The following is a 22004-nucleotide window of genomic DNA, read 5'->3' on the forward strand; positions in this document are numbered from 1 at the left end:
CGACAGCAATACTGTTGAACCCAAGCTGTGGAGCAGAGAGCGAGGCGCAGACGATGGCCGACCAGGCACCCGAGCCGATGCTCACCGTCGACGAGCTGGCGGCCCGGGCGGGCGTCACCGTGCGCACCGTTCGTTTCTACAGCACCCGCGGGCTTTTGCCCCCTCCCGTGATCGGCCCTCGTCGGGTGGGGCACTACGGGCCGGAACACCTGTCCCGGCTGGCACTGATCGAGGAGCTCCAGCACCAGGGCATGACCCTGTCCGCCATCGAGCGCTACCTGGACGCGCTGCCCGACGACCTGAGCGCCCATGACCTGGCGATCCACCGGGCGATGGTGGCCAGTTGGGCTCCGGACGCGGCCCAGGAGGTATCGCGGGAGGAGCTGGAGAAGCGGGCGGGACGGAGCCTGTCGGACACCGATGTCCGGCGGCTGACGGCGATGAACGTGCTCGCCGTCTCGGGGGACGGGTTCCGGGTGGACGTGGGCCTGCTGCGGCTGGGGGTCGCGCTGCTCGACGTACCGATCGCCCACGAGACGATCCTGGCGGCGCGCCGGGTGCTCATGGAGCACACCCGCTCGGCGGCCCACGAACTGACGGCGCTGTTCCGCGACGAGGTGTGGGGGCCGTTCACGGAGGGCGAGAGCGATCCGGAGCGGGTGGAGTCCATGAAGGCGCTGTCGGCGCACATGCAGCCGATGGTGGTCCAGGCGCTGGTGACGGCCTTCCAGCGGTCCCTGCGCGAGGAATTGCGGGCGGCGTTCGTGTCCGGCGAGGCACCCGGCGGGCCATAGCCGCAGACCTGAACCCTGCTTTGGCGGGGCAGGCCCGTTCTCAGTACGCTGGAAGGGAGTCTTTGCGCCCGCCGGCCCTTGCTCTGAGCGGGTCGGCCCCAGCGGCCCCAGCGGATTCTGCCGCTCAAGGCGGCGCACACCCCTGCACGTAACCGGCAGGTGTTTTCATGGACCTCAACACCATCAGCGAAGTCGTCCGGCGACCGTCCGAGCGGCCGGGCGCCGACTGGCGCGAGGGCGATGCCTGGCTCGCCGGCGGGACGTGGCTGTTCTCCGCCGAGCAGCCGGGCCTGCGCCGCCTGGTCGACCTGACGGCCCTGGGCTGGGATCCCCTCGTGCCGAGCGGCGCGGGCCTGGAGATCGGCGCCACGTGCACCATCCGGGACCTGTACGCCTTCACGCCTCCGGCCGACTGGACCGCGGGCCCTCTCTTCGCGCAGAGCTGCGAGGCGTTCCTGTCGTCGTTCAAGGTCTGGAACTCGGCGACCGTCGGCGGAAACATCTGCATGTCCCTGCCGGCCGGCCCCATGATCACGCTCACGGTCGCGCTCGAGGCCGAGTACGAGCTGTGGGCCACCGACGGATCCGTGCGCACCGTCGATGCTCTCGACTTCGTGACCGGGAACAACCGGAACATCCTCGCTCCCGGGGAGATCCTGCGGCGCATCCGCGTTCCGGCGCGCGCCCTGCGCAGGCGCACCGCCCACCGCCTCTTCACGCTGACCCACCTGGGCCGTTCGACGGTCTTCCTCGTCGGTACGCAGACGCCGGGAACGAGCGACCTGCTGCTCACCGTCACCGCCGGCACCACTCGCCCGGTGCGCTTCGCCTTCGAGACCGTGCCCGATGCCCGCACCCTGCAGCAGTGCATCAACGCCATCCCCGCCGACGTCTGGTTCGCCGACCCGAACGGAACCCCGGACCACCGCCACCACCTCACCCTGCACTTCGCCGAAGAGATCCGCCACGAACTCATGGCTGGGGGCCCGGCATGACCTACTCCGTGAACGGCAGGAGCTTCTCCGAGCAACCGGACCCCGGCCAGTGCCTGCGTACGTTCCTGCGCGCGCTCGGCCACTTCGGCGTCAAGAAGGGCTGTGACGCCGGCGACTGCGGCGCGTGCACCGTGTGGCTGGACGGCACTCCGGTCCACAGCTGCATCACCCCCGCCTTCCGCGCGGAGGGCCATGAGGTGACCACGATCGAGGGTCTCGGGTCGCCCGGCGACCTGCATCCCGCGCAGCGCCGGTTCCGGGACGCCCCGGGATTCCAGTGCGGGTTCTGCACCGCAGGGATGATCATGACCTCGGCGACGTTCACCGAGGCCCAGAAGGCGGACCTGCCCCGGGCGTTGAAGGGAAATCTCTGCCGTTGCACCGGCTACCGGGCGATCGAGGACGCGGTGAAGGGCGTCGCCGGTGTGCAGAGCGCCGCGCCGGGACGGGCCGTCGGAACGAGCGTCGGCGCGCCGGCGGCCGACGACGTGGTGACCGGTCTCGCCGAATTCACGATGGACACCCGCATGGAAGGGATGCTGCACCTCAAAGTGCTGCGTTCGCCCCACGCGCACGCCCGCATCGTCTCGATCGACAAGACCGCCGCGCTGGCGGTCCCCGGCGTGCATCGCGTCTACACCTGGGAGGACGTGCCGCGCAAGCGCTTCACCACGGCGATCCACACCGACCACCTCGTCGATCCGGACGACACCTACGTCCTCGACCGCACGGTCCGCTTCGTCGGCCAGCGCGTCGTCGCGGTGCTCGCGGACACGGTCGGGGCGGCCGAGGAGGGCTGCCGGAAGGTGGCCGTGGAGTACGAGGTGCTGCCGGCGGTCTTCGACCCGGAGGAGGCCATGGCCGACGGGGCTCCGCAACTGCACGGCTCGGAGGACCCGTTCGCCCGCGACTACGTCCGCAACCTCCTCCTGGAGATCCACTCGCACATCGGCGACGTCGACGCGGGCTTCGCCGCGGCCGACGTGATCCACGAAGGCACGTACTTCTCACCGCGCGTGCAGCACGCGCACCTGGAGACCCACGGTTCGATCGCCTGGATGGAGGACGGGCGGCTGAACGTCCGCACCAGTTCTCAGTCTCCTTCGATCGCGAAGGTCAAGCTGGCCTACCTGTTCGCGCTGCGCCCGGACCAGCTCCGCGTGTTCTGCAAGCGCGTCGGCGGCGGCTTCGGCGGCAAGCAGGAGGTCATCTCGGAGGACCTGGCCGCACTCGCCGCCCTCGACACCGGCCGGCCCGTCTGCTTCGAGTACACGCGCGAGGAGGAGTTCACCACGGCTTCGCCCCGGCATCCGATGAAGCTGACGGTCAAGCTGGGAGCGAAGGCCGACGGCACGCTCACCGCCTTCCAGGTCCGCAACCTGTCGAACACGGGCGCCTACGGCAACCACGGCGGCGAGACCCTGTACGCGGGCGGCTCCGCCGTCATGATCTACCGCTGCCCCAACAAGAAGTACGACGCCTTCTCCGTCTACACGAACACCGTTCCGAGCGGCGCCCTGCGCGGTTACGGAATGACCCAGCCGGCCTTCGCCGTGGAATCGGCGATGGACGAACTGGCCCTCGCCCTGCACATGGATCCGCTCGAACTGCGACGCCGCAACATCGTGCGCCCGGGCGAGCCGCTCGTCGCCCTGCACGACGGGCCCGACGACGTGGTGTTCCACGAGGACGGGCTCGGCAAGTGCATCGACCTCGTGGCCGGCGAGCTGGCCCGTACGGCCGACCAGCCCTCCCCCGGCACCGGATGGCTCGTCGGGGTCGGCACGGCCAGTTCCATGCACGAGACCGCGCCCCCGACCGAGCACGTCTCCGAGGCCTGGCTCACGCTCGGCGACGACCTCGTGTACGAACTGGCCGTCGGCACCGTCGAATTCGGGGAGGGCACGTCGACCGCGCACGTCCAGATCGCGGCCAACCAGCTGGGTACGACACCGTCGCGGATCCGCCTGGTGCAGTCCGACACCGACCGCACGGGATTCGACACCGGCGCCTTCGCGAGCGCCGGACTCTTCGTGGCGGGCAACGCGGTCCTGCGGGCGGCCAACGCGGTGCGCGACCGCATCCTGGACTTCGCCGCCACGCATACGGGCGTCCATGTCGTGATGTGCTCGATGGACGACGCCGACGTCGTCTGCGGGGACGAGCGCGTCTCGCTGGCCACGCTCGTCGCCGAGGCCCGGGCACGCGGCATCCGGTTCACGGCCGCCCGCAAGGCGTACGGCTCGCCCCGCAGCATCACCTCCAACACGCAGGGCTTCCGCATCGCCGTTCACCAAGTGACGGGTGAGATCCGTGTCCTGTACAGCGTCCAGGCGACCGACGCCGGTGTGCTCATCAACCCGCAACAGGTCCGGGGACAGGTGGAGGGCGGTGTCGCCCAGGGCATCGGCTTCGCGCTGACCGAGAACTTCCAGATCGACGCGGACGGCGTCATGGCCAACCCGAACCTCCGCAACTACCGCATCCCCACCTACGCCGACGTGCCGCGCACCGATGTGCTCGTGGTGGGCTCGTCGGACTCCGTCGGGGCCATGCGGTCGAAGGGGATGGCGGAGTGCTGCATCAACCCGGTGGCCCCCGCGCTCGCGAACGCGCTCCGCGACGCCACGGGAGTGCGCTACCGCGAGTTGCCCCTCACTCCGGAACGGATCTACGGCCGGCTCGTCGAGAGCCGGTCGGCGCGGACGGGCACGCGACGATGACGGCCGAACGGCAGACGGACAACGCGGCGACGGTCATCCTCGGCCGGAGGGTCCGCCCCGGCATGGACCGGGAGTACGAGAGGTGGCAGGACGAAGTCAACGCCGCTGCCGCGCGGTACGCCGGACACCTCGGCGTCCAGGTGTCCCCGCCGACCGCCGTGCAACCCGACTGGGTGATCGTCTACCGGTTCGACTCGGTGGCCCACCTGCAGGCCTGGATGAACGGCGCGACCCGGCAACGGCTCCTCGACGCCGGCGAGCCGTACTTCGACGGTCCCGCGACCCAGCAGGTGATCAGCGGTGGCACGCAGCCGACGGACCCGCTGGTGACCGTGGTGGTGACCCACCGCGTCCACCCCGACCACGTCGACGACTTCCTCGCATGGCAGCGCCACATGAGCCAGGAGGAGAGCAAGTTCGAAGGGTTTCGCGGCACCGAGATCTTCCGACCCATCGAAGGCATTCAGGACGAGTGGACCACCCTGTACCGCTATGACAACGCCGAACATCTGGACGCGTGGCTGACGTCGGCGAAGCGGCGGGAGGTGCTCGCCGAGGGGGAGAGGTTCAACGACTTCAAACTGCGCACCATCGACAACTCGTTCGGCAGTTGGTTCGCCTTCGAGGAGAACGGCAAGGAAGCGGCGCCGCCCTCGGAGACCAAGACCGCCATCGCGGTCTGGGTCGGTCTCTACCCGACCGTCGTGATACTGAGCCTCGTCCTGCATCCGCTGGGCATGCCGCTCTGGTTCGGACTGCTCGTGGGCAACCTGCTGTCGAGCTTCATCATGAGCTTCTTCACGATGCCCCACTACGTGAACCGGCTGCTCAAGCGGTGGCTGTGGCCCTCGACGGACGAACCGCCCGCCAGGACCAACCTCGTCGGCGGCGCCGTCGTCGCCGCGCTGCTCGTGTTCTGGGTCGTCGTCTTCTACCTCGTGACGGAGGTGTTCTGGACGCTGCCCTGACGCGGGGCGGCCGGTTCGCGAGCGCGGCGACGAAGCCGGGGCAGGCCGCCCTGGCCGTGAAGTGGCTGCGGACCGGTCCTCAGGGGCCGGGTGGGGCCGGGTAGGTTCGTGCCATGGCCGTCATCCACCACACCACGCTGACCCCGACCAAACTGGAACTCCTCGCCGACTGGCTCCCGTCGCGGCCCTGGTACCACGGGGGTACGGGCACCGCCGGTCTCGCCAGGGCGGGCGGGTTCCGGCTCGACGACCCCGAGGACATGGTCGGCATCGAGTTCATGGTCGTCACCGACGGTTCCGGGGACGAGCCCGTCGCCTACCTGGTCCCGCTCACCTACCGCGGGGCCCCGCTGGCGGGCGCCGAGGACGGGCTGGTCGGCACCCTGATGCACGGGACGCTGGGCAGGCGCTGGGTCTACGACGGCGCCCACGACCTCGTCCTGGTCGAGCAGTTGCTGGCCCTGTTGGCGGGCCGCACCACGGCGCAGGCCCAGAGCGAGAGCGACACCCCCGACCCGACGGTGGAGGTCCGCGCCGGACGGATGGGCGTACCGGCGCCCCCGGCCGGTCCCGGGAAGGTGTCCGACACCGCCGACGCCACCGTCATCGGGGTGGGCCCGGCCGGTCACCCGGGACCCCTCTACGACCTCACGCTGACCCGGGTGCTGCGTCCGGGTCCCACCACCGCAGACGGCGTCCGGGGGCAGGTGCTGGCCCGGTGGACCGCCCCGGACGGCTCCGAGGAGCGCGGGGTGTTCGCGTTCCTGAGCGACCCCGGCCGCTGAGCCGGAGGCGTCCCGGGCCCGCTCGCGTACGGGCCCGGGACGGCCGTGCTCAGTCCGTGTACGTCTCGCCGCGCTCGGCCTTCGCGATCAGCGAGGCCGGCGGGGTGAAGCGCTCGCCGTACTGGGCCGCCAGCTCACGGGCACGGGCCACGAAGCCGGGCAGGCCTCCCTCGTAGCCGTTGATGTACTGGATCACGCCACCGGTCCAGGCCGGGAAGCCGATGCCCATGATGGAGCCGATGTTGGCGTCGGCGATCGAGGTGAGCACGCCCTCGTCGAGGCAGCGGACGGTGTCCAAGGCCTCGGAGAAGAGCATCCGCTCCTTCATGTCCTCGAACGGGACGTCGACCTCCGGCTTGGTGAAGTGCTCGCGCAGCCCCGGCCAGAGGCGGGCGCGCTTGCCCGCCTCGTCGTACTCGTAGAAGCCGGCGCCGCCGCTGCGCCCGGGACGGCCGAACTCGTCGACCATCCGGTCGATGACGGTGTCGGCGGGGTGCTCGGTCCACGCCCGGCCCTCCGCCTCGAAGGCCTTGCGGCTCTCGTTGCGGATCTTGCGCGGCAGGGTCAGGGTGAGCTCGTCCATCAGCGAGAGCACCTTGGCCGGGTAACCGGCCTGGGCGGCCGCCTGCTCGATCGAGGCGGGCTCGATGCCCTCGCCGACCATCGCCACGCCCTCGTTGATGAACTGGCCGATCACGCGCGAGGTGAAGAAGCCGCGCGAGTCGTTGACCACGATCGGCGTCTTGTTGATCTGGCGGACCAGGTCGAAGGCGCGGGCGATGGCCTCGTCCCCCGTCCGCTCCCCCTTGATGATCTCCACCAGCGGCATCTTGTCCACGGGCGAGAAGAAGTGCAGCCCGATGAAGTCGACCGGCCGCGAGACCCCTTCCGCGAGGCCCGTGATGGGCAGCGTGGAGGTGTTGGAACAGAGCAGCGCGTCCGGCTCGATGACGTCCTGGATCTCCTGGAACACCTTGTGCTTGAGGGTGGTGTCCTCGAAGACGGCCTCGATGACGGCGTCGCAGCCCGCGAGGTCGGCCGCGTCGGCGGTCGGGGTGATCCGGGCGAGCAGCTCGGCGCGCTCGGCCTCGGTGGTCCGGCCCCGCGAGAGCGCCTTGTCGAGCAGCTTCTCGGAGTACGCCTTGCCCTTCGCGGCGGCCTCGGCGGTGACGTCCTTCAGCACCACCTCGATGCCCGCGCGGGCGCAGGAGTACGCGATGCCCGCGCCCATCATTCCGGCGCCGAGGACGGCGACCTTGCGCACCTTGCGGGGCGCGAGGCCCTGCGGGCGGCTGCGGCCCGCGTTGACGGCCTGGAGGTCGAAGAAGAACGCCTGGATCATGTTCTTGGCGGTCTGTCCGGTGACCAGCTCGGTGAAGTAGCGGGCCTCGATGGTCAGCGCGGTCTCGAAGTCCACCTGGGAGCCCTCGACGGCGCAGGCCAGGATGTTGCGCGGCGCCGGGTACGGGGCCCCGTTCAGCTGCTTCTTCAGGTTGGCCGGGAAGGCCGGGAGGTTCGCGGCGAACCGCGGGTTGGACGGCGTACCCCCCGGGATCTTGTAGCCGGGTACGTCCCAGGGCTGCTTCGACTCCGGGTTGGCGTCGATGAAGGCGCGGGCCTTGGCCAGCATCTCCTCGGGCGTGGCCGCCAGTTCGTGCACGAGGCCGTTGTCGAAAGCGCGCCGGGGGGTGTACTGGGTCCCCTGGAGCAGCACCTTGAGCAGCGCGTCGGCGATGCCCATCAGGCGCACGGTACGGGTGACACCGCCACCGGCGGGGAGCAGGCCGAGGGTGACCTCGGGCAAGCCGATCTTGGAGCCGGGCGCGTCGAGGGCGACGCGGTGGTGGGAGGCGAGGCAGATCTCGTAACCCCCGCCGAGGGCTGCACCGTTGATCGCGGCGACGACGGGCTTGCCGAGGGTCTCGATCCGGCGCAGGGAGCGCTTGATCTCGGTGCCGGTGTCGAAGGCGATCTGTGCGTCCGCCGGGCGGAGCCGGATCATGTCCTTGAGGTCGCCGCCCGCGAAGAAGGTCTTCTTGGCGGAGGTGAAGATGATGCCCCGGATGGAGTCCTTCTCGGCCTCGGCGCGGTCGGCCACGGCCGCGATGGAGTCCTTGAAGGCCTGGTTCATCGTGTTGGCGGACTGGTCGGGGTCGTCGAGGATCAGGGTGACGACGCCGGTCTCGTCCTGTTCCCAGCGGATCGTGGTGGACTCGCTCATGGTCACTGCTTTCGTTTCGGAAGGTCCGGTGGGCAGGGGGAACAGGGCTGATCAGAGGCGTTCGACGACGGTGGCGACGCCCATGCCGCCGCCGACGCAGAGGGTGACGAGCCCGTAGCGCTTGTCCTGGCGCTCGAGTTCGTCGACGACCGTGCCGAGGATCATCGCGCCGGTGGCGCCGAGCGGGTGGCCGAGCGCGATGGCGCCGCCGTTGACGTTGACCTTGTCGAGGGACAGGCCCATGTCCTTGACGAAGCGCAGGACGACGCCCGCGAAGGCCTCGTTGATCTCGACGAGGTCGATGTCGTCGATGGTCAGACCGGCCTTGGCGAGCGCCTTGCGGGTGGCCGGGGCGGGGCCGGTGAGCATGATGGTGGGCTCGGAGCCGGAGACGGCCGCCGAGACGATCCGGGCGCGCGGGGTCAGTCCGTTGCGGGCGCCCGCCTCGCGGGAACCGATCGCGACGAGCGAGGCGCCGTCGACGATGCCCGAGGAGTTGCCCGCGTGGTGGACGTGGTCGATCTTCTCGACCCAGTGGTACTTCTGCAGCGCGACCGCGTCGAAGCCGCCGAGCTCGCCGATGTCGGCGAAGGAGGGCTTCAGCCGGGCGAGGGTGTCGGCGGTGGTGCCGGGGCGGACGAACTCGTCGTGGTCCAGGACGATCAGGCCGTTGCGGTCGGTGACCGGGACCACGGACTTCGCGAAGCGGCCGTCCTTGATGGCCGCGGCGGCGCGCTCCTGCGAGAGGGCCGCGTACTCGTCCACGTCGCGCCGGGAGAAGCCCTCGATGGTGGCGATCAGGTCGGCGCCGATGCCCTGCGGGACGAAGCCGGTGTCCCAGTTGGTCATCGGGTCGGCGAACCAGGCGCCCCCGTCGGAGGCCATCGGGACCCGGGACATGGACTCCACGCCACCGGCGAGGACGAGGTCCTCCCAGCCGGAACGGACCTTCGCGGCCGCCATGTTGACGGCCTCCAGGCCCGAGGCGCAGAAGCGGTTCTCCTGTACGCCGGCCACGGTGTCCGGGAGCCCGGCGGCGATGGCCGCGATACGGGCGATGTCGGAGCCCTGGTCGCCGACCGGGCCGACGACGCCGAGCACGATGTCGTCGATGGTGGCGGGGTCCAGGCCGGGGTTGCGCTCGCGCAGGGCGTCGATGAGTCCGACGACCAGGTCGATCGGCTTGGTGCCGTGCAGGGCGCCGTTGGCCTTGCCGCGGCCGCGCGGGGTGCGGATCGCGTCGTATACGTAAGCTTCGGTGCTCACTGGTCAAGCCTTTCGGAGGTTTCCAGGGGGAGGAAGGGGGAGGACGGGAGAGTTCAGCCCAGCAGGGAACGGCCGATGATCTCTTTCATGATCTCGGTCGTGCCGCCGTAGATCGTCTGGATGCGGCCGTCGGTGAAGGCCCGTGCGACCCGGTACTCGGTCATGTAGCCGTAGCCGCCGTGCAGCTGGAGGCAGCGGTCCGCGACGCGCTTCTGCAGCTCGGTGGCCCACCACTTGGCCATCGAGGCGTGCACGTGGTCCAGTGCGCCGTCGGCGTGGTCGGTGATGCACCGGTCGAGGAAGGTCCGGGTGACGGCGACCTCGGTGGCCATCTCCGCGATCTCGAACCGGATGTGCTGGAGCTTGGCCAGCGGACGGCCGAAGGCCTCGCGCTCCTTCACGTACTGGGTGGTGATCTCCAGCAGGTGCTCGGCGGCGGCGATGCCGGCCATCGCGATGCCCATCCGCTCCTGGGCGAGATTGGTCATCAGGTGGACGAAGGCGCCGTTCAGTTCGCCGAGCAGGTTCTCCTTGGGGACGCGTACGTCGTTGAAGAACAGCTCTGCGGTGTCCTGGGACTTCTGGCCGATCTTGTCGAGGTTGCGGCCGCGCTCGAAGCCCTCCGCGCCGCGCTCGACGACCAGCAGCGACAGGCCGTGCGCCCCTCCCTCGGGGGTGGTCTTGGCGACCACGATCACCAGGTCGGCGAGGATCCCGTTGGAGATGAAGGTCTTGGACCCGTTGAGCACCCAGTGGTCACCGCGGTCCTCGGCGGTGGTCCGGATCCCCTGGAGGTCGGAGCCCGCGCCCGGCTCGGTCATCGCGATGGCGGTGATGGTCTCCCCGGAGCAGAAACCGGGCAGCCAGCGGCGCTTCTGCTCATCGGTGGCGAGCGAGGTCAGATAGGGCCCGATGATGTCGTTGTGCAGGCCGATGGCCAGCCCCGGGGCGCCCGCGCGGGTGAACTCCTCGGCGATCACGGCGGCGTAGCGGAAGTCGGTGTTCCCGCCGCCGCCGTACTCCTCCGGGACGGCGAGGCCCAGCAGCCCCTGCCGGCCGGCGGCCCGCCAGGCCTCGCGGCTGACGATGCCGTCCTTCTCCCACTGCTCGTAGTGCGGCAGCACCTCCTTCGCGAGGAAGGTGCGGACGGTCTCGCGGAACGCCTCGTGGTCGGCGTCGAAGATCTGGCGTTTCATCGGTCGGCTCCCTAAAGCCAGTTCTTGACGGTTTCGATCAGCCGGGCCGGGTCGGGGCCGACGGGGGTGACGTTGAGCATGGTGACGCCCGCCTCGCGGAAGGCCTCGACGCGCTCGCGCACGTAGCTCTCGGGCCCGCACAGGGTCATCAGTTCGCAGAACTCGTCCGGTACGGCGGCGGCCGCGTCGCGCTTGCGGCCGGAGAGGTACAGCTCCTGGATCTTGCGGGCCTCTTCCTCGTAGCCGTAGGCGACGGCGAGGTCGTTGTAGAAGTTCTTGCCGACCGCGCCCATCCCGCCGACGTACAGCGCGATCTGCGGGCGCGCGAGGTCCCGTGCCGCGGCCGCGTCGTCGCCGATGGCGAGCAGACCGCCCGCGACGGTCTGCAGCGGGCCGAGCTCCGGCGCACGCTCGGCCGTCCCCTCGGCGAGCGGGCCGCCCCACACCGCGGCGGCCTTCTCCGGGATGAAGAGGGTCGGCAGCCAGCCGTCCGCGATCTCGGCGGTCATCCGCACATTGGACGGGCCGAGCGAGGCGATGTAGACGGGGATCGCGGGGCGCACCGGCCGGGTGAGGATCTTCAGCGGCTTGCCGTGCCGGCCGCCCTTCTCCGCCGGCAGCGGCATGTCGGTGATGCCGTGGTGGTCGATCGTCTCGCGGCGCCAGATACGCCGGCACAGCTCGACCGTCTCGCGGGTCCGGCCAAGCGGCTTGTCGTACGGCATCCCGTGCCAGCCCTCGACGACCTGCGGGCCGGAGGCACCGAGGCCGAGCAGCGCCCGGCCGCCGGAGAGCGCGTCCAGGCCGGCGGCGGTCTGGGCGATGAGGCCGGGGGTGCGCGAGTAGACGTTGAGGATGGCCGAGCCGATCTTCAGCCGCTCGGTGCGGGCGGCGAGATAGCCCATGATCGTCGGGGAGTCGAAGCCCCAGGCCTCGGCCACCCATACGGCGTCGAGCCCGGCGGACTCCAGCGCCGCGGCCTGGTCCGCGGCCCGGCGCGGGTCCCCCGCGTAGTCGAGCATCATGGACAGTTCCATCAGTTCTCCTCCTCCTTCCCGAGCAGGGCCGGTACGTCCCAGTCGGCCGCGACCGACGCGGCGTGCGCTCCCGGCTGCGCCGGTCCCCTGGTCACGGCGCCCGGCGTCGCCGAGAACCGCGGAGCGGGCGCGGGCTGGACGATCCCGCCGAAGTCGGTGAAGGTCCCGCGGGCGGCGAGGTGCGGGTGCTCCGGCGCCTCGCGCAGCGAGAGCACGGGAGCCACGCAGGCGTCGCTGCCCTCGAAGACGGCCGTCCACTCCGCCCGCGTACGGGTCCTGAAGCGCGCGGCGACCGCCTCCCGCAACTCGCCCCAGCGGGCGAGGTCCTTGCGGGCCGGAGCCCGGTCCTCGATGCCGAGGAGCGCCACGAAGGTGTCGTAGAACTGCTGCTCCAGCGCGCCGACGGCCATGTACCGGCCGTCGGAGGTCTCGTAGGTGCCGTAGAACGGGCAGCCGCCGTCGAGGAGGTTGGCCCCGCGGCGGTCCTGCCAGCCGCCCGCCGCCATCATTCCGTGGATCATGGCGGTGAGGTGGGCGGTGCCGTCGACGATGGCCGCGTCGACGACCTGGCCGGTGCCGGTGGCGCGGGCGTGGTGGAGGGCGGCGAGGACCCCGATCACCAGGTAGAGCGAGCCTCCCGCGTAGTCACCGACCAGATTGGCGGGGACGGCAGGCGGCTCTCCCGGGTTGCCGATCATGCCGAGGGCGCCGGTGACGGCGATGTACGCGATGTCGTGCCCGGCGGTCTCGGCGAGCGGGCCCTCCTGGCCCCAGCCGGTCATCCGCCCGTAGACCAGCCTCGGGTTGCGGGCGTGGCACTCGGCCGGTCCGACCCCGAGTCGCTCGGCGACGCCGGGGCGGAAGCCCTCGACGAGCACATCGGCCCGCTCGACCAGGTCCAGGACGCGGGCGGGCCCGTCGGCGGACTTCAGGTCGACCAGGACGGAGCGCTTGCCCCGGTTGGTGATGTCATAGGCCGGATCGACCGCGAGCCCGCCACCGCCGGGCCGGTCCACCCGTACGACGTCCGCGCCCAGGTCGGCGAGGAGCATGGCGGCGAACGGTCCGGGGCCGATGCCCGCCAGTTCGACGACGCGCACTCCGGCGAGCGGGCCGGGCCCGCTCGCATCCCGGTTCCCGTTCCCTGTCACTGCCATCGGGCCCCCAGCGGCTCTGGTGTGCATGGTGTGCGTGGTGTGCGGCTGTGTGACACAACTGATGTAACACCAGTGATGCTAGGAACGCGCTCCACCGAACACAAGCCCCCGGGCGGCGCTCCCCGCGGATCTCCGGACCTTGGCTCGTTCGGCTCACCGATACCGGACCGAGACCTGGGACGACCCCCCTGATCAGCCGCGGCGCGGCTCTGTACTCTGAACAGGCTTTCGAAGCTGATCAAGCGTTCAACCAGAAAATGGGGGGCCGGTGCGTAACCGCCGACTCGTAGTTTCCGTCGCCGCCATCGCGGCAGGCGTTGGCCTCATCCCGGGCGTGGCGCAGGCCGATCCGGCCAAGCAGGACGCCCGCGGCGCGTCCACTCCCGACCTGGACCTCGGCAAGGCCGCGGTTTCCCAGGCCAAGGGTCACACCTTCACCAGCCCCGCCGAGCGTACGGTCCGCAAGGCGCTGCCGTCCGCCAAGACCGGCACGGCCGACGCCCCGGCGGCGCTGTCCGCCGCCGACAACCCGGACCTCTCGGTCGGGCTGAGCGGCTACGGCACGTCCGCGCACGGCATCGAGGTGAAGTCCACCCTCACGAGCGTCAGCACCCCGCTCGAGGTCACCATCGACTGGGGCGACCAGAAGACCGACGTGGTCACCGCGTACGGCTCCCAGGTACTCACGAACGGGCACACCTACGCCGAGGTCGGCGCCTACACGGTCAAGGTCACCGTGAAGGACACCGCGAACGGCGTCACGGCCGTCAACGAGCTCCAGGCCGTCACGCCCGGCTCCGACTTCACCCCGCACACCCCGACCCGTCTGCTGGACACCCGCTTCGGGACCGGCGTGACGCAGGGCAAGGTCGGCCCGGGCCAGTCCACCCGCGTGAAGGTCGGCGGCAACGGCAAGATCCCCGTCGGGGTCACCGCGGTGGTCCTCAACGTCACGGTCACCAACACCACCGACAACGGCTTCATCACGGCCTTCCCCGAGGGCACCACGCGGCCCGACACCTCCAACGTCAACCACAAGGCCGGTCAGACGGTCCCGAACCTGGTCATCGTGCCGGTCGGCAAGAGCGGTTACGTGGAGCTGTCCAACCGCGGCCAGCAGTCGGTCGACCTGATCGCCGACGTCACCGGCTACTTCAGCCGGTCCGCCTCCAGCGGCTACACCCCCGTCGACCCGACCCGCTTCGTCGACACCCGTGAGGGCCTCGGCACCGCCAAGCGCAAGCTGGGCGGGCAGTCGACCTTCGGCACCCAGATCAGCGGCCTGCGCGGCGTGCCCCAGGGCATCAGCGCCGTGGCACTGAACGTGACGGTCACCAACCCGCAGAGCGCCGGTCACCTGACCGTGTACCCGAGCGGCGGCGCGGTCCCGACCACGTCCAACCTGAACTTCAACGCCGGCCAGACCATCGCCAACTCGGTGATCGTGCCCGTCTCCGCCGACGGCAGGATCAGCGTGTTCAACGGCGCCTGGTCCGCCGCCGATGTCGTCGTGGACGTCGTCGGCTACTACAGCAAGGACAGCCAGAGCTCCTTCCTGCCGCTGGTGCCGGAGCGCGTCTTCGACACCCGTGAACCCCAGGACCCGGTCTACGGGCCGCTGTGGGGCGACGACTACATCTACCTGCCGATCTCCCACGACGACCCCAGCATCACGGGCTTCGTGCTGAACGCCACGGTCACCAACACGCAGGGCAACGGGTACCTCACGGTCACCCCGGACCCGAACTCGATGGACGACTACATCAACGAGGCGGCGTTCTGGCCGACCCCGCCGAACTCCTCCAACCTGAACTGGACGAAGGGCGACACCGTCCCGAACCTGGTCCAGGCGAGCACCGGCAACCACGGCATCATCGACTTCTGGAACCGCAGCTGGGACGACATCGACCTCGTCGTCGACCTCTTCGGCCTGTACCAGAAGGGCTAGTACCCGCTCGCAGCCCCGCCCGTGAGCGGGCGGGGCTGCAGGTGATCCCGGCAGCGCCCCGGGACCGGCCTTCGGGCCGGTCCCGGGGCGCTGTTCTCGCATACCGGCCCACCGCACCCGGTCGTACTCACGGTCGAGGATCACGCTAGCCTCGGCCACCGAAACCCCCCTGGGAGGAGCGCTCATGAACGCAACTGTCCCGCACGACCGGCCGGAACGCGCCTACGACGTCGTACTCTTCGGCGCCACCGGATTCGTGGGCGCACTCACCGCCGAGTACCTGGCCGCGCACGCGCCCGCCGGCTGCCGCTGGGCCCTCGCGGGCCGGGACACGGCGAAGCTGGAGCGGCTGCGCGAACGGCTGGCCTCGATCGATCCGGCCCTGGCGGGGCTGCCGCTGCTGCGGGCCGACGCCCAGGACCCGGCGGCCGTGCGCGAGCTGGCCGCGTCCACCCGGGTACTGGCCACGACGGTGGGCCCGTACGTCTGGTACGGCGCCGAGCTCGTGGCCGCCTGCGCGGAGGCGGGCACCGACTACGTGGACCTCACCGGCGAGCCGGAGTTCGTGGACCGCATGTACGTCGAGCACGACGCGCGGGCCCGCGAGGCCGGGGCCCGCATCGTGCACGCCTGCGGCTTCGACTCGATCCCGGCCGACCTCGGGGCGTACTTCACGGTCCGGCAGCTCCCGCAGGGGGTCCCGCTGACGGTCGACGGGTTCATCCGGTCCAACGCCCTCTTCTCCGGCGGCACCCTGGCCTCCGCGCTGACCGCGCTGAGCCGCGGCCCCCAGACCCTGGCCGCGGCGCGCGACCGCCGGCTGCACGAGCCCCGTCTGCTGGGCCGGCGGGCCCGCGGGCCGGTCGGGGCACCGCGCTTCAGCCGGGAGACCGGCGCCTGGGCCCTGCCGCTGCCCACGCTGGACCCGCGGATCGTGGCCCGGTCGGCGGCCGCGCTGGAGCGGTACGGCCCGGACTTCCGGTACCGCCACTACGCCTCCGTCAAGCATCTGCCCGTCGCGGTGGGCGGTACGGCGGCGCTGGGCGCGACGGTGGCCCTGGCCCAGCTGCCGCCGGCCCGGAAATGGCTGATGGACCGCTGGGAGCCGGGCCAGGGGCCGGACGCGGAACGCCGCGCGCGCAGCTGGTTCACGGCGCGGTTCGTGGGCGAGGGCGGCGGCCGGCGCGTGTTCACCGAGGTGTCGGGCGGCGACCCGGGCTACGGCGAGACCGCGAAGATGCTGGCCGAGTCGGCGCTCTGCCTGGCCCACGACGCCCTGCCGGAGGTGTCCGGTCAGCTGACGACGGCCGTGGCGATGGGCGACGCCCTCACCGCCCGCCTCCAGAAGGCGGGAATCACCTTCCGGGTGGCCGACGCCCGCTGACGGCAGGGACCGGTGAGGGCGACGAGGGAGGCGGGCCGGCGTCAGGAGGCCTCCCGCAACGCCCTCCGGCACAGGGAATCGGCGTGGCGGGTGGTCTCGGGGATCCGGAAGCGCGGGCTCAGGGCGAGGACGTGGGCGCAGGCGTTGTCCAGCGAGACCCGGTGCCCGACGGAGACGTACACCGGCTTGATCCCGTCCTGCGTGCGCAGCGCCCGCCCGACCTCTGCGCCGTCGGCCGCGAGCAGGGCGGCGGCGTCGCCCCGCCGGGCGCCCGGTTCCTCGTGGGTGAAGGTGAACGGGTTCTTCGCGACGCCGATCGCCGGGAGCCCGGTGACCACACCGAGGTGGCAGGCGAGACCGAAGCCGCGCGGGTGGGCGAGGCCGTAGCCGTCGCAGACGACGAGGCCGGGCGCGGACTTCAGGGAGTCGAGGGCGGCCAGTACGGTCGGCAGCTCGCGGAAGGCGAGCAGTCCCGGCACGTAGGGGAAGCTGACGTGCCCGACGGCGGTGGCCTCCTCGACGACCTCCAGGGTGGCGGCGTCGAGCACCACGGCCGCGGCGGCGACCAGGTCGCGCGCGTCGTCGTAGGCGACGTCCACACCCGTGACGAGGCCGTGGCCGGGTGGCGGACCGGGCTCGGTGAGCACGACCTGATGGCGTAGTTCGTCCTGTATCGCCCGGGCCTCGGCCTCGTCGGCGGGGGTCTTCACACTCGTCATGATGGAGCGAGAGTAGCCTGGCGATCATGTTCGTCATGGAGCTCACCTACACCGCCCCCGTCGAAGCCGTCGAAGAGCAGATGGACGCTCACATCGCCTGGCTGGACGGTTACTACGCCGCCGGCGTCTTCCTCGCCTCGGGCCGCAAGGTCCCGCGCGACGGGGGCGTGATCCTGGCCGGCGGGGTGTCCCGGGCGGAGATCGAGAGGATCGCGGCCGAGGACCCCTTCACGGTGGCGGGCGTCTGCGCCTACACCGTCACGGAGTTCATCGCCACGAAGACCTCGTCCGATCTCGCGACGGTGCGGGAGAACCCGGTGGTGTAGCGACGGCGCCGCGTCGTCCCACCGTCCGCCCCCTCCCCGCCGGAGCTTCCATGCTGCCCCGCCCGGCCGAAGCCGCCGATGTCCCCGAGCTCGTACGCCTGCGTGCCGTCGCCCTCGACTCCCTCGGGGTCGACCCCGGGCCGGCCGACGCCGCCTGGCGTCAGGTCGCCCGTACCTGGTTCCTCGAACGCGTCGGTGAACGCCCCGACGTGCACTGCCTGGTCGTCGGCGGAGCGCCCGGCGAACCGCTGCTCGCCACCGGCATGGCCTGGGTCACCCACCACCTGCCCGGCCCTCAATGGACCGACGGCCGGCGCGGCTACCTCGACGGCATCGTCACCGACGCCCCCGCCCGCGGGCGGGGCCACGGCCGGCGGATCGTCGACGCGCTCGTCACCTGGCTCGACGGCATCGGCATCCACTACGTGCAGCTGCACGCCAGCCCCGACGGCGAACCCGTCTACCGGGCCGCGGGCTTCGCCGCCGGGCGCTACCCGGGCATGGACCTCTTCACCACCCCGAAGCCGTCGGCTCCGCCCGCTCCCGTCGACTGATCAGCGGCGCCGTTCCAGCCGCGCCACCCGTCCCTTCTCCCCCGCGGCCCAGCAGCCCGCATCCGCCGCGCAGTCGACGGTGTCGAACGAGCCCGCCTCCAGGGACCGCCAGCTGCGGCCCCCGTCCGTGGTCACGTCCGTGCCCGTGGGTCCCACCGCGAGGGCCGTCCCCGCGCCGTACGGGAACCAGGCCGCGCCCGAGCGGTAGGCCGGCGGCGGCGTCGCGGCCTGGCGCCAGGTGCGTCCCCCGTCGGCGGAGACGGCTGCGGCCTGCGGGGAGGCCTGCCCCGTGCGGTAGTCACCGCCGACCGCGAGTCCCCTCGTACGGTCCCGGAAGGCGAGGGCGAAGACCCCGCGGGCCGGATCGCCCGCCGGCACGGTGGATTCGGCGACCCGCCAGGTCAGGCCGCGGTCCGCGGAGTGCAGGATCCGGGCCTGCGCCCCGCCTCCGGTGGCCAGCCAGACGTCGCGCGGGCCGGAGCCGACCAGGCACTGACCGCTCGCGGCGAAGCCCGCCTCGCCGGGCAGCGCCTCGGGCATGCCCGCGTTCGGCAGCACCCGCCAGTTCCGCCCGCCGTCGTCCGTGGCCAGGATGCGGAACTTCCCGTCCACCGGATCGCTCATCGCCAGGCCGTGCCGGGCGTCGAAGAAGGTGAGGCAGTCGTAGAAGGCGCGCGGGTCGGGGTTGCGGAAGGTCTCGGTCCAGGTGGCTCCGCCGTCCTCGGTGCGCAGCACCCGGGAGGCCTCGCCCTCCCCGATGGACAGGGCCACCGCGCGCCGCGCGTCGAAGGCCTCGATGTCTCGGAACTCCAGACCCTCCGCGACCGCGCCGGGCGGCGAAACGTCACGCCAGCTGCGGCCGCCGTCCAGCGTGCGCAGGACCGTCCCCTTGGAGCCGGCCACCCAGGCCGTGGACCGGTTGACCGCCGCGAGCCCGCGGAAGCGTACGTCCTTCCCGGTGTCCTTCAGCGCCCAGCCGGCCCCACGTAAGTCCCGTGCCACCGGGGCCGGATCCGCATCGGCCCGGTCGGGGGCGGCCTGGGCGGGGGCGGCCAGCACCCCCACGACCAGGGCTGCCGCGCACATGCCGATTCCGAGTTCCAGAAGTCTCATGGCGCCGGAAGCTAACGCACCCCGCAATCGCCGTCCAGAGCGCCTTCCGGCGCCCGGCTCCGGACTCGGCCCCGGCTCCCGGCTCCGGGCCCGCTCCCGCCGGTGGACCGGGCGCGGACTCCGTCGGCGTCGCCGCCGCCCCGCGGGCCTGATGCTCCGGATGCTCCGGATGAGGATCATTGGGCCTGTGGAGTGATCGGTAATCAGCCCTTCTCCGAGGCACCCCGGCCCCCGGCGGCCCGAGGACCGCCTTCCCGTATATCCCTCCACCCGGTCACGCTGTGCGATCACACAGCGTGGTTCAAGCCAATCGGTGACACAGCTCACGCAACGGCCCATGCACGGATTTGCCGATTCCGGCGTCTATCGGGTTGCCGGGCCCCACCCGCAGTCCGGCAGCAGATCCGCCGCAAGGGAGTGAGCCTTGATCACTGTCATCGAGCAGGCCGCACAGGCCCGTCTGGTCGCCACCGCGCCGAAAGTCGAGACCGTGCCCGTCACCCTCTGCTACGACCGTGCGGATCCGTTCGCCGTGCGCATGGCCTTCCCCGCCCCGGCCACGCTGGAGGGCGTCGAGGTCTCGTGGACCTTCTCGCGCGAACTGCTGGAGTCCGGGCTGGACCGCCCGTCGGGCTGCGGTGACGTACGCGTGCGCCCGTACGACGTCGACCGGACCACCATCGAGTTCCACGCGACGGAGGGCGTCGCCATCGTGCTGATGCTGACCGCCGAGCTGCACCGGTTCCTGGAACGGGCCGCGGCCGTGGTGCCACCCGGCCTCGAACACCTCTACCTCGACATGGACCACAGCCTGGCCCGGCTGATGCGCGACACCTGCTGAATAAATTGGTTTGCGGGCGGCTGCGGCCGTCCGTAGCTTCGAAGACGGCCCATCCCCGTCGAAACGGAGCAGGACATTGCTCGTCTGAGGTTCGAGACACCGACCACCGCCCCCTACGGCTGAGCCGTCGGCTGTCTCCCCGCGTTGCACGCACCACTCACGCAACCTGGAGGCCTCCATGAGTAACGCCCCTGCTTTCATCACCTGCTCCGCACTGTCCTTCGACTGGCCCGACGGCACCCCCGTCTTCGACGGGTTCCAACTCGCCGTCGGCCCCGGCCGAACCGGCCTGATCGGGCTCAACGGCTGCGGGAAGTCCACCCTGCTGAAGCTGATCGCCGGCGAACTGACCCCGACCGAGGGCCAGTCCTCCGTAGCCGGCTCGGTCGGTTACCTTCCGCAGAACGTCACCCTCGACACCGCACTGCGCGTGGACGAGGCACTCGGCATCCACACCACCCGCGCCGCCCTCCACGCCATCGAGGCGGGCGATGCCACCGAGGCGAACTTCACCGCCGTCGGCGACGACTGGGACGTGGAGGAGCGGGCCCTGGCCACGCTCGACCAGCTCGGTCTCGCCCGGATCGGCCTGGACCGCACCGTCGGCGAGCTCTCGGGCGGTGAGTCCGTACTGCTGCGGCTGGCCGCCCTCCTGCTCGCGCGCCCCGACGTCCTGCTGCTGGACGAGCCCACCAACAACCTGGACCTGCGGGCCCGCGGCCGCCTCTACGCGGCGGTCGAGTCCTGGTCCGGGGTGATGCTCCTGGTCAGCCACGACCGGGAGCTGCTGGAGCGGGTCGATCAGATCGCCGATCTGCGCGACGGCGAAGTCCGCTGGTACGGAGGGAACTTCACGGACTACGAGGAGATGCTCGCGGCCGAGCAGGAGTCGGCCGAGCGGATGGTCCGGGTCGCGGAGGCCGACGTACAGCGGCAGAAGCGCGAACTGTCCGACGCACAGGTCAAGTTGGCGCGGCGCAAGCGGTACGGGCAGAAGATGTACGAGAACAAGCGCGAGCCGAAGATCGTGATGGGCGCACGCAAGCGCGCGGCCCAGGAGTCGGCGGGCAAGCACCGGATCATGCACACCGAGAAGCTGGCGCAGGCGAAGGAACGCCTCGACCAGGCCGTGGAGGCGGTGCGCGACGACGACGAGATCCGGATCCGGCTGCCCGCCACCCAGGTCCCGCCGGGGCGGCGCGTGCTGACCCTGAGCGATCTGCACCTGGCCCACGGGGCCTCCGTGCCGGGCGAGTGGGAACTGCGGGGTCCGGAGCGGATCGCCCTGGTGGGCCGCAACGGGTCGGGCAAGACCACGCTGCTGCGCACGATCGCGGGGCAGCTCGCGCCGGTGTCCGGGGCGGCGGTGACGCATGTGACCACGCGGTTCCTGCCGCAGCGCCTGGACGTACTGGACGAGAGCCGTTCGGTCGTGGAGAACGTGGCACGGTTCGCCCCGCAGGCCACGAACAACCTGATCCGGGCCCGGCTCGCGCACTTCCTCTTCCGCGGCGGCCGGGCGGACCGCCCGGCCGGCACCCTGTCGGGCGGCGAACGCTTCCGGGCGGCGCTGGCGGCCCTGCTGCTGGCGGAGCCCGCTCCGCAGCTGCTCATGCTGGACGAGCCGACGAACAACCTCGACCTGTCGAGCGTGCGGCAGCTGACCGAGGCGCTGGAGTCGTACGAGGGCGCACTGGTGGTGGCGAGCCACGACGTGCCGTTCCTGGAGTCGATCGGCATCACGCGCTGGCTCCTGCTGGACGGGGAGCTCCGGCCGACGACGGCCGAGGCGGTCCGGGAGACGCTCTGGCACGAGTGAGCGGGCCCGTGTGGCCGCCACCCGCTCCGCCACTCGCTCCGCCGCCGTCCGCGGACACCCGACGCCACGGGCGGCGGCGAAGCGGAATCCGTTCCGGCCGTCAAAAGTAAAAGTTTCGAACCACCTGACGGCGTGATTTTGCCCCCTCATCCGCCTCT

General features: G+C 71.4%; 18 protein-coding genes. 11 read left to right on the plus strand and 7 right to left on the minus strand.

Annotation, left to right across the window (positions count from 1 at the left end):
• Window positions 1–53 precede the first annotated feature (53 nt).
• From OG373_RS08220 to OG373_RS08240, 5 genes are all read left to right on the plus strand, one after another.
• Window positions 54–794, plus strand: a complete 741-nt coding sequence (locus tag OG373_RS08220) for a MerR family transcriptional regulator (RefSeq protein WP_397729631.1) — start codon at window positions 54–56, stop codon at window positions 792–794.
• Between the two features lie 167 nt (window positions 795–961).
• A complete protein-coding gene (locus tag OG373_RS08225) occupies window positions 962–1789 on the plus strand; it encodes an FAD binding domain-containing protein (protein ID WP_405437079.1) in 828 nt (275 codons plus the stop codon).
• The gene (locus tag OG373_RS08230; protein ID WP_405437081.1) at window positions 1786–4512 is read left to right on the plus strand and encodes a molybdopterin-dependent oxidoreductase; all 2727 of its coding nucleotides are present in this window, start codon (window positions 1786–1788) and stop codon (window positions 4510–4512) included. The genes OG373_RS08225 and OG373_RS08230 overlap by 4 nt, the downstream gene beginning before the upstream one ends.
• Window positions 4509–5480 carry an antibiotic biosynthesis monooxygenase gene (locus OG373_RS08235; protein WP_405437083.1) on the plus strand — a complete coding sequence of 324 codons (972 nt, stop codon included), beginning with the start codon at window positions 4509–4511 and terminating at the stop codon, window positions 5478–5480. Before OG373_RS08230 ends, OG373_RS08235 begins: the two co-directional genes overlap by 4 nt.
• Window positions 5481–5593: 113 nt before the next feature.
• The gene (locus tag OG373_RS08240; RefSeq protein ID WP_405437085.1) at window positions 5594–6265 is read left to right on the plus strand and encodes a maltokinase N-terminal cap-like domain-containing protein; all 672 of its coding nucleotides are present in this window, start codon (window positions 5594–5596) and stop codon (window positions 6263–6265) included.
• A 49-nt stretch (window positions 6266–6314) separates the two neighbouring features.
• Here the strand turns inward: OG373_RS08240 and OG373_RS08245 are convergent, their stop codons facing one another.
• From OG373_RS08245 to OG373_RS08265, 5 genes are read right to left on the minus strand one after another with little or no spacing between them, the layout of a single operon-like run.
• Window positions 6315–8486 (minus strand): 3-hydroxyacyl-CoA dehydrogenase NAD-binding domain-containing protein, encoded by a 2172-nt coding sequence (locus tag OG373_RS08245; RefSeq protein ID WP_405437086.1) that lies wholly within the window; start codon window positions 8484–8486, stop codon window positions 6315–6317.
• A gap of 51 nt (window positions 8487–8537) precedes the next feature.
• Complete coding sequence (locus OG373_RS08250) at window positions 8538–9752, minus strand: acetyl-CoA C-acetyltransferase (protein ID WP_405437088.1); 1215 nt, start codon at window positions 9750–9752, stop codon at window positions 8538–8540.
• A 53-nt stretch (window positions 9753–9805) separates the two neighbouring features.
• On the minus strand, window positions 9806–10948 hold the full coding sequence (locus OG373_RS08255; protein WP_397729640.1) for an acyl-CoA dehydrogenase family protein: 1143 nt from the start codon (window positions 10946–10948) through the stop codon (window positions 9806–9808).
• An 11-nt stretch (window positions 10949–10959) separates the two neighbouring features.
• Entirely contained in the window at window positions 10960–11985 is a 1026-nt protein-coding gene (locus tag OG373_RS08260; RefSeq protein WP_405437090.1) for an LLM class F420-dependent oxidoreductase, read from the minus strand.
• Entirely contained in the window at window positions 11985–13142 is a 1158-nt protein-coding gene (locus OG373_RS08265) for a CaiB/BaiF CoA transferase family protein (protein ID WP_405437092.1), read from the minus strand. Before OG373_RS08265 ends, OG373_RS08260 begins: the two co-directional genes overlap by 1 nt.
• Before the next feature lie 334 nt (window positions 13143–13476).
• Here OG373_RS08265 and OG373_RS08270 point away from each other — a divergent pair, with 334 nt between their 5' ends.
• Both OG373_RS08270 and OG373_RS08275 read left to right on the plus strand, forming a co-directional pair.
• Complete coding sequence (locus OG373_RS08270; protein WP_405437094.1) at window positions 13477–15090, plus strand: hypothetical protein; 1614 nt, start codon at window positions 13477–13479, stop codon at window positions 15088–15090.
• A gap of 184 nt (window positions 15091–15274) precedes the next feature.
• Window positions 15275–16474, plus strand: a complete 1200-nt coding sequence (locus OG373_RS08275) for a saccharopine dehydrogenase family protein (protein WP_405437096.1) — start codon at window positions 15275–15277, stop codon at window positions 16472–16474.
• 41 nt (window positions 16475–16515) lie between these two features.
• Here OG373_RS08275 and OG373_RS08280 read toward each other — a convergent pair whose 3' ends face one another.
• Complete coding sequence (locus tag OG373_RS08280; protein WP_079406697.1) at window positions 16516–17193, minus strand: endonuclease V; 678 nt, start codon at window positions 17191–17193, stop codon at window positions 16516–16518.
• 26 nt (window positions 17194–17219) lie between these two features.
• On the opposite strand from OG373_RS08280, the gene OG373_RS08285 reads away from it, so the two are divergent.
• Together OG373_RS08285 and OG373_RS08290 are read left to right on the plus strand one after the other, a co-directional pair.
• Window positions 17220–17519 carry a YciI family protein gene (locus tag OG373_RS08285; protein ID WP_397729645.1) on the plus strand — a complete coding sequence of 100 codons (300 nt, stop codon included), beginning with the start codon at window positions 17220–17222 and terminating at the stop codon, window positions 17517–17519.
• A gap of 50 nt (window positions 17520–17569) precedes the next feature.
• Complete coding sequence (locus OG373_RS08290; protein WP_405437098.1) at window positions 17570–18073, plus strand: GNAT family N-acetyltransferase; 504 nt, start codon at window positions 17570–17572, stop codon at window positions 18071–18073.
• On the opposite strand, the gene OG373_RS08295 is transcribed toward OG373_RS08290, so the two are convergent.
• Window positions 18074–19159 carry a WD40/YVTN/BNR-like repeat-containing protein gene (locus OG373_RS08295; RefSeq protein WP_405443989.1) on the minus strand — a complete coding sequence of 362 codons (1086 nt, stop codon included), beginning with the start codon at window positions 19157–19159 and terminating at the stop codon, window positions 18074–18076.
• A 451-nt stretch (window positions 19160–19610) separates the two neighbouring features.
• Here OG373_RS08295 and OG373_RS08300 point away from each other — a divergent pair, with 451 nt between their 5' ends.
• Together OG373_RS08300 and OG373_RS08305 are read left to right on the plus strand one after the other, a co-directional pair.
• Window positions 19611–20027, plus strand: a complete 417-nt coding sequence (locus OG373_RS08300; protein ID WP_405437099.1) for an SsgA family sporulation/cell division regulator — start codon at window positions 19611–19613, stop codon at window positions 20025–20027.
• Window positions 20028–20205: 178 nt separating this feature from the next.
• Window positions 20206–21846 carry an ABC-F family ATP-binding cassette domain-containing protein gene (locus tag OG373_RS08305; RefSeq protein ID WP_405437100.1) on the plus strand — a complete coding sequence of 547 codons (1641 nt, stop codon included), beginning with the start codon at window positions 20206–20208 and terminating at the stop codon, window positions 21844–21846.
• Window positions 21847–22004 lie beyond the last annotated feature (158 nt).

The sequence above is a fragment of the Streptomyces avidinii genome, assembly GCF_045161815.1.
Lineage (GTDB): Bacteria > Actinomycetota > Actinomycetes > Streptomycetales > Streptomycetaceae > Streptomyces > Streptomyces avidinii.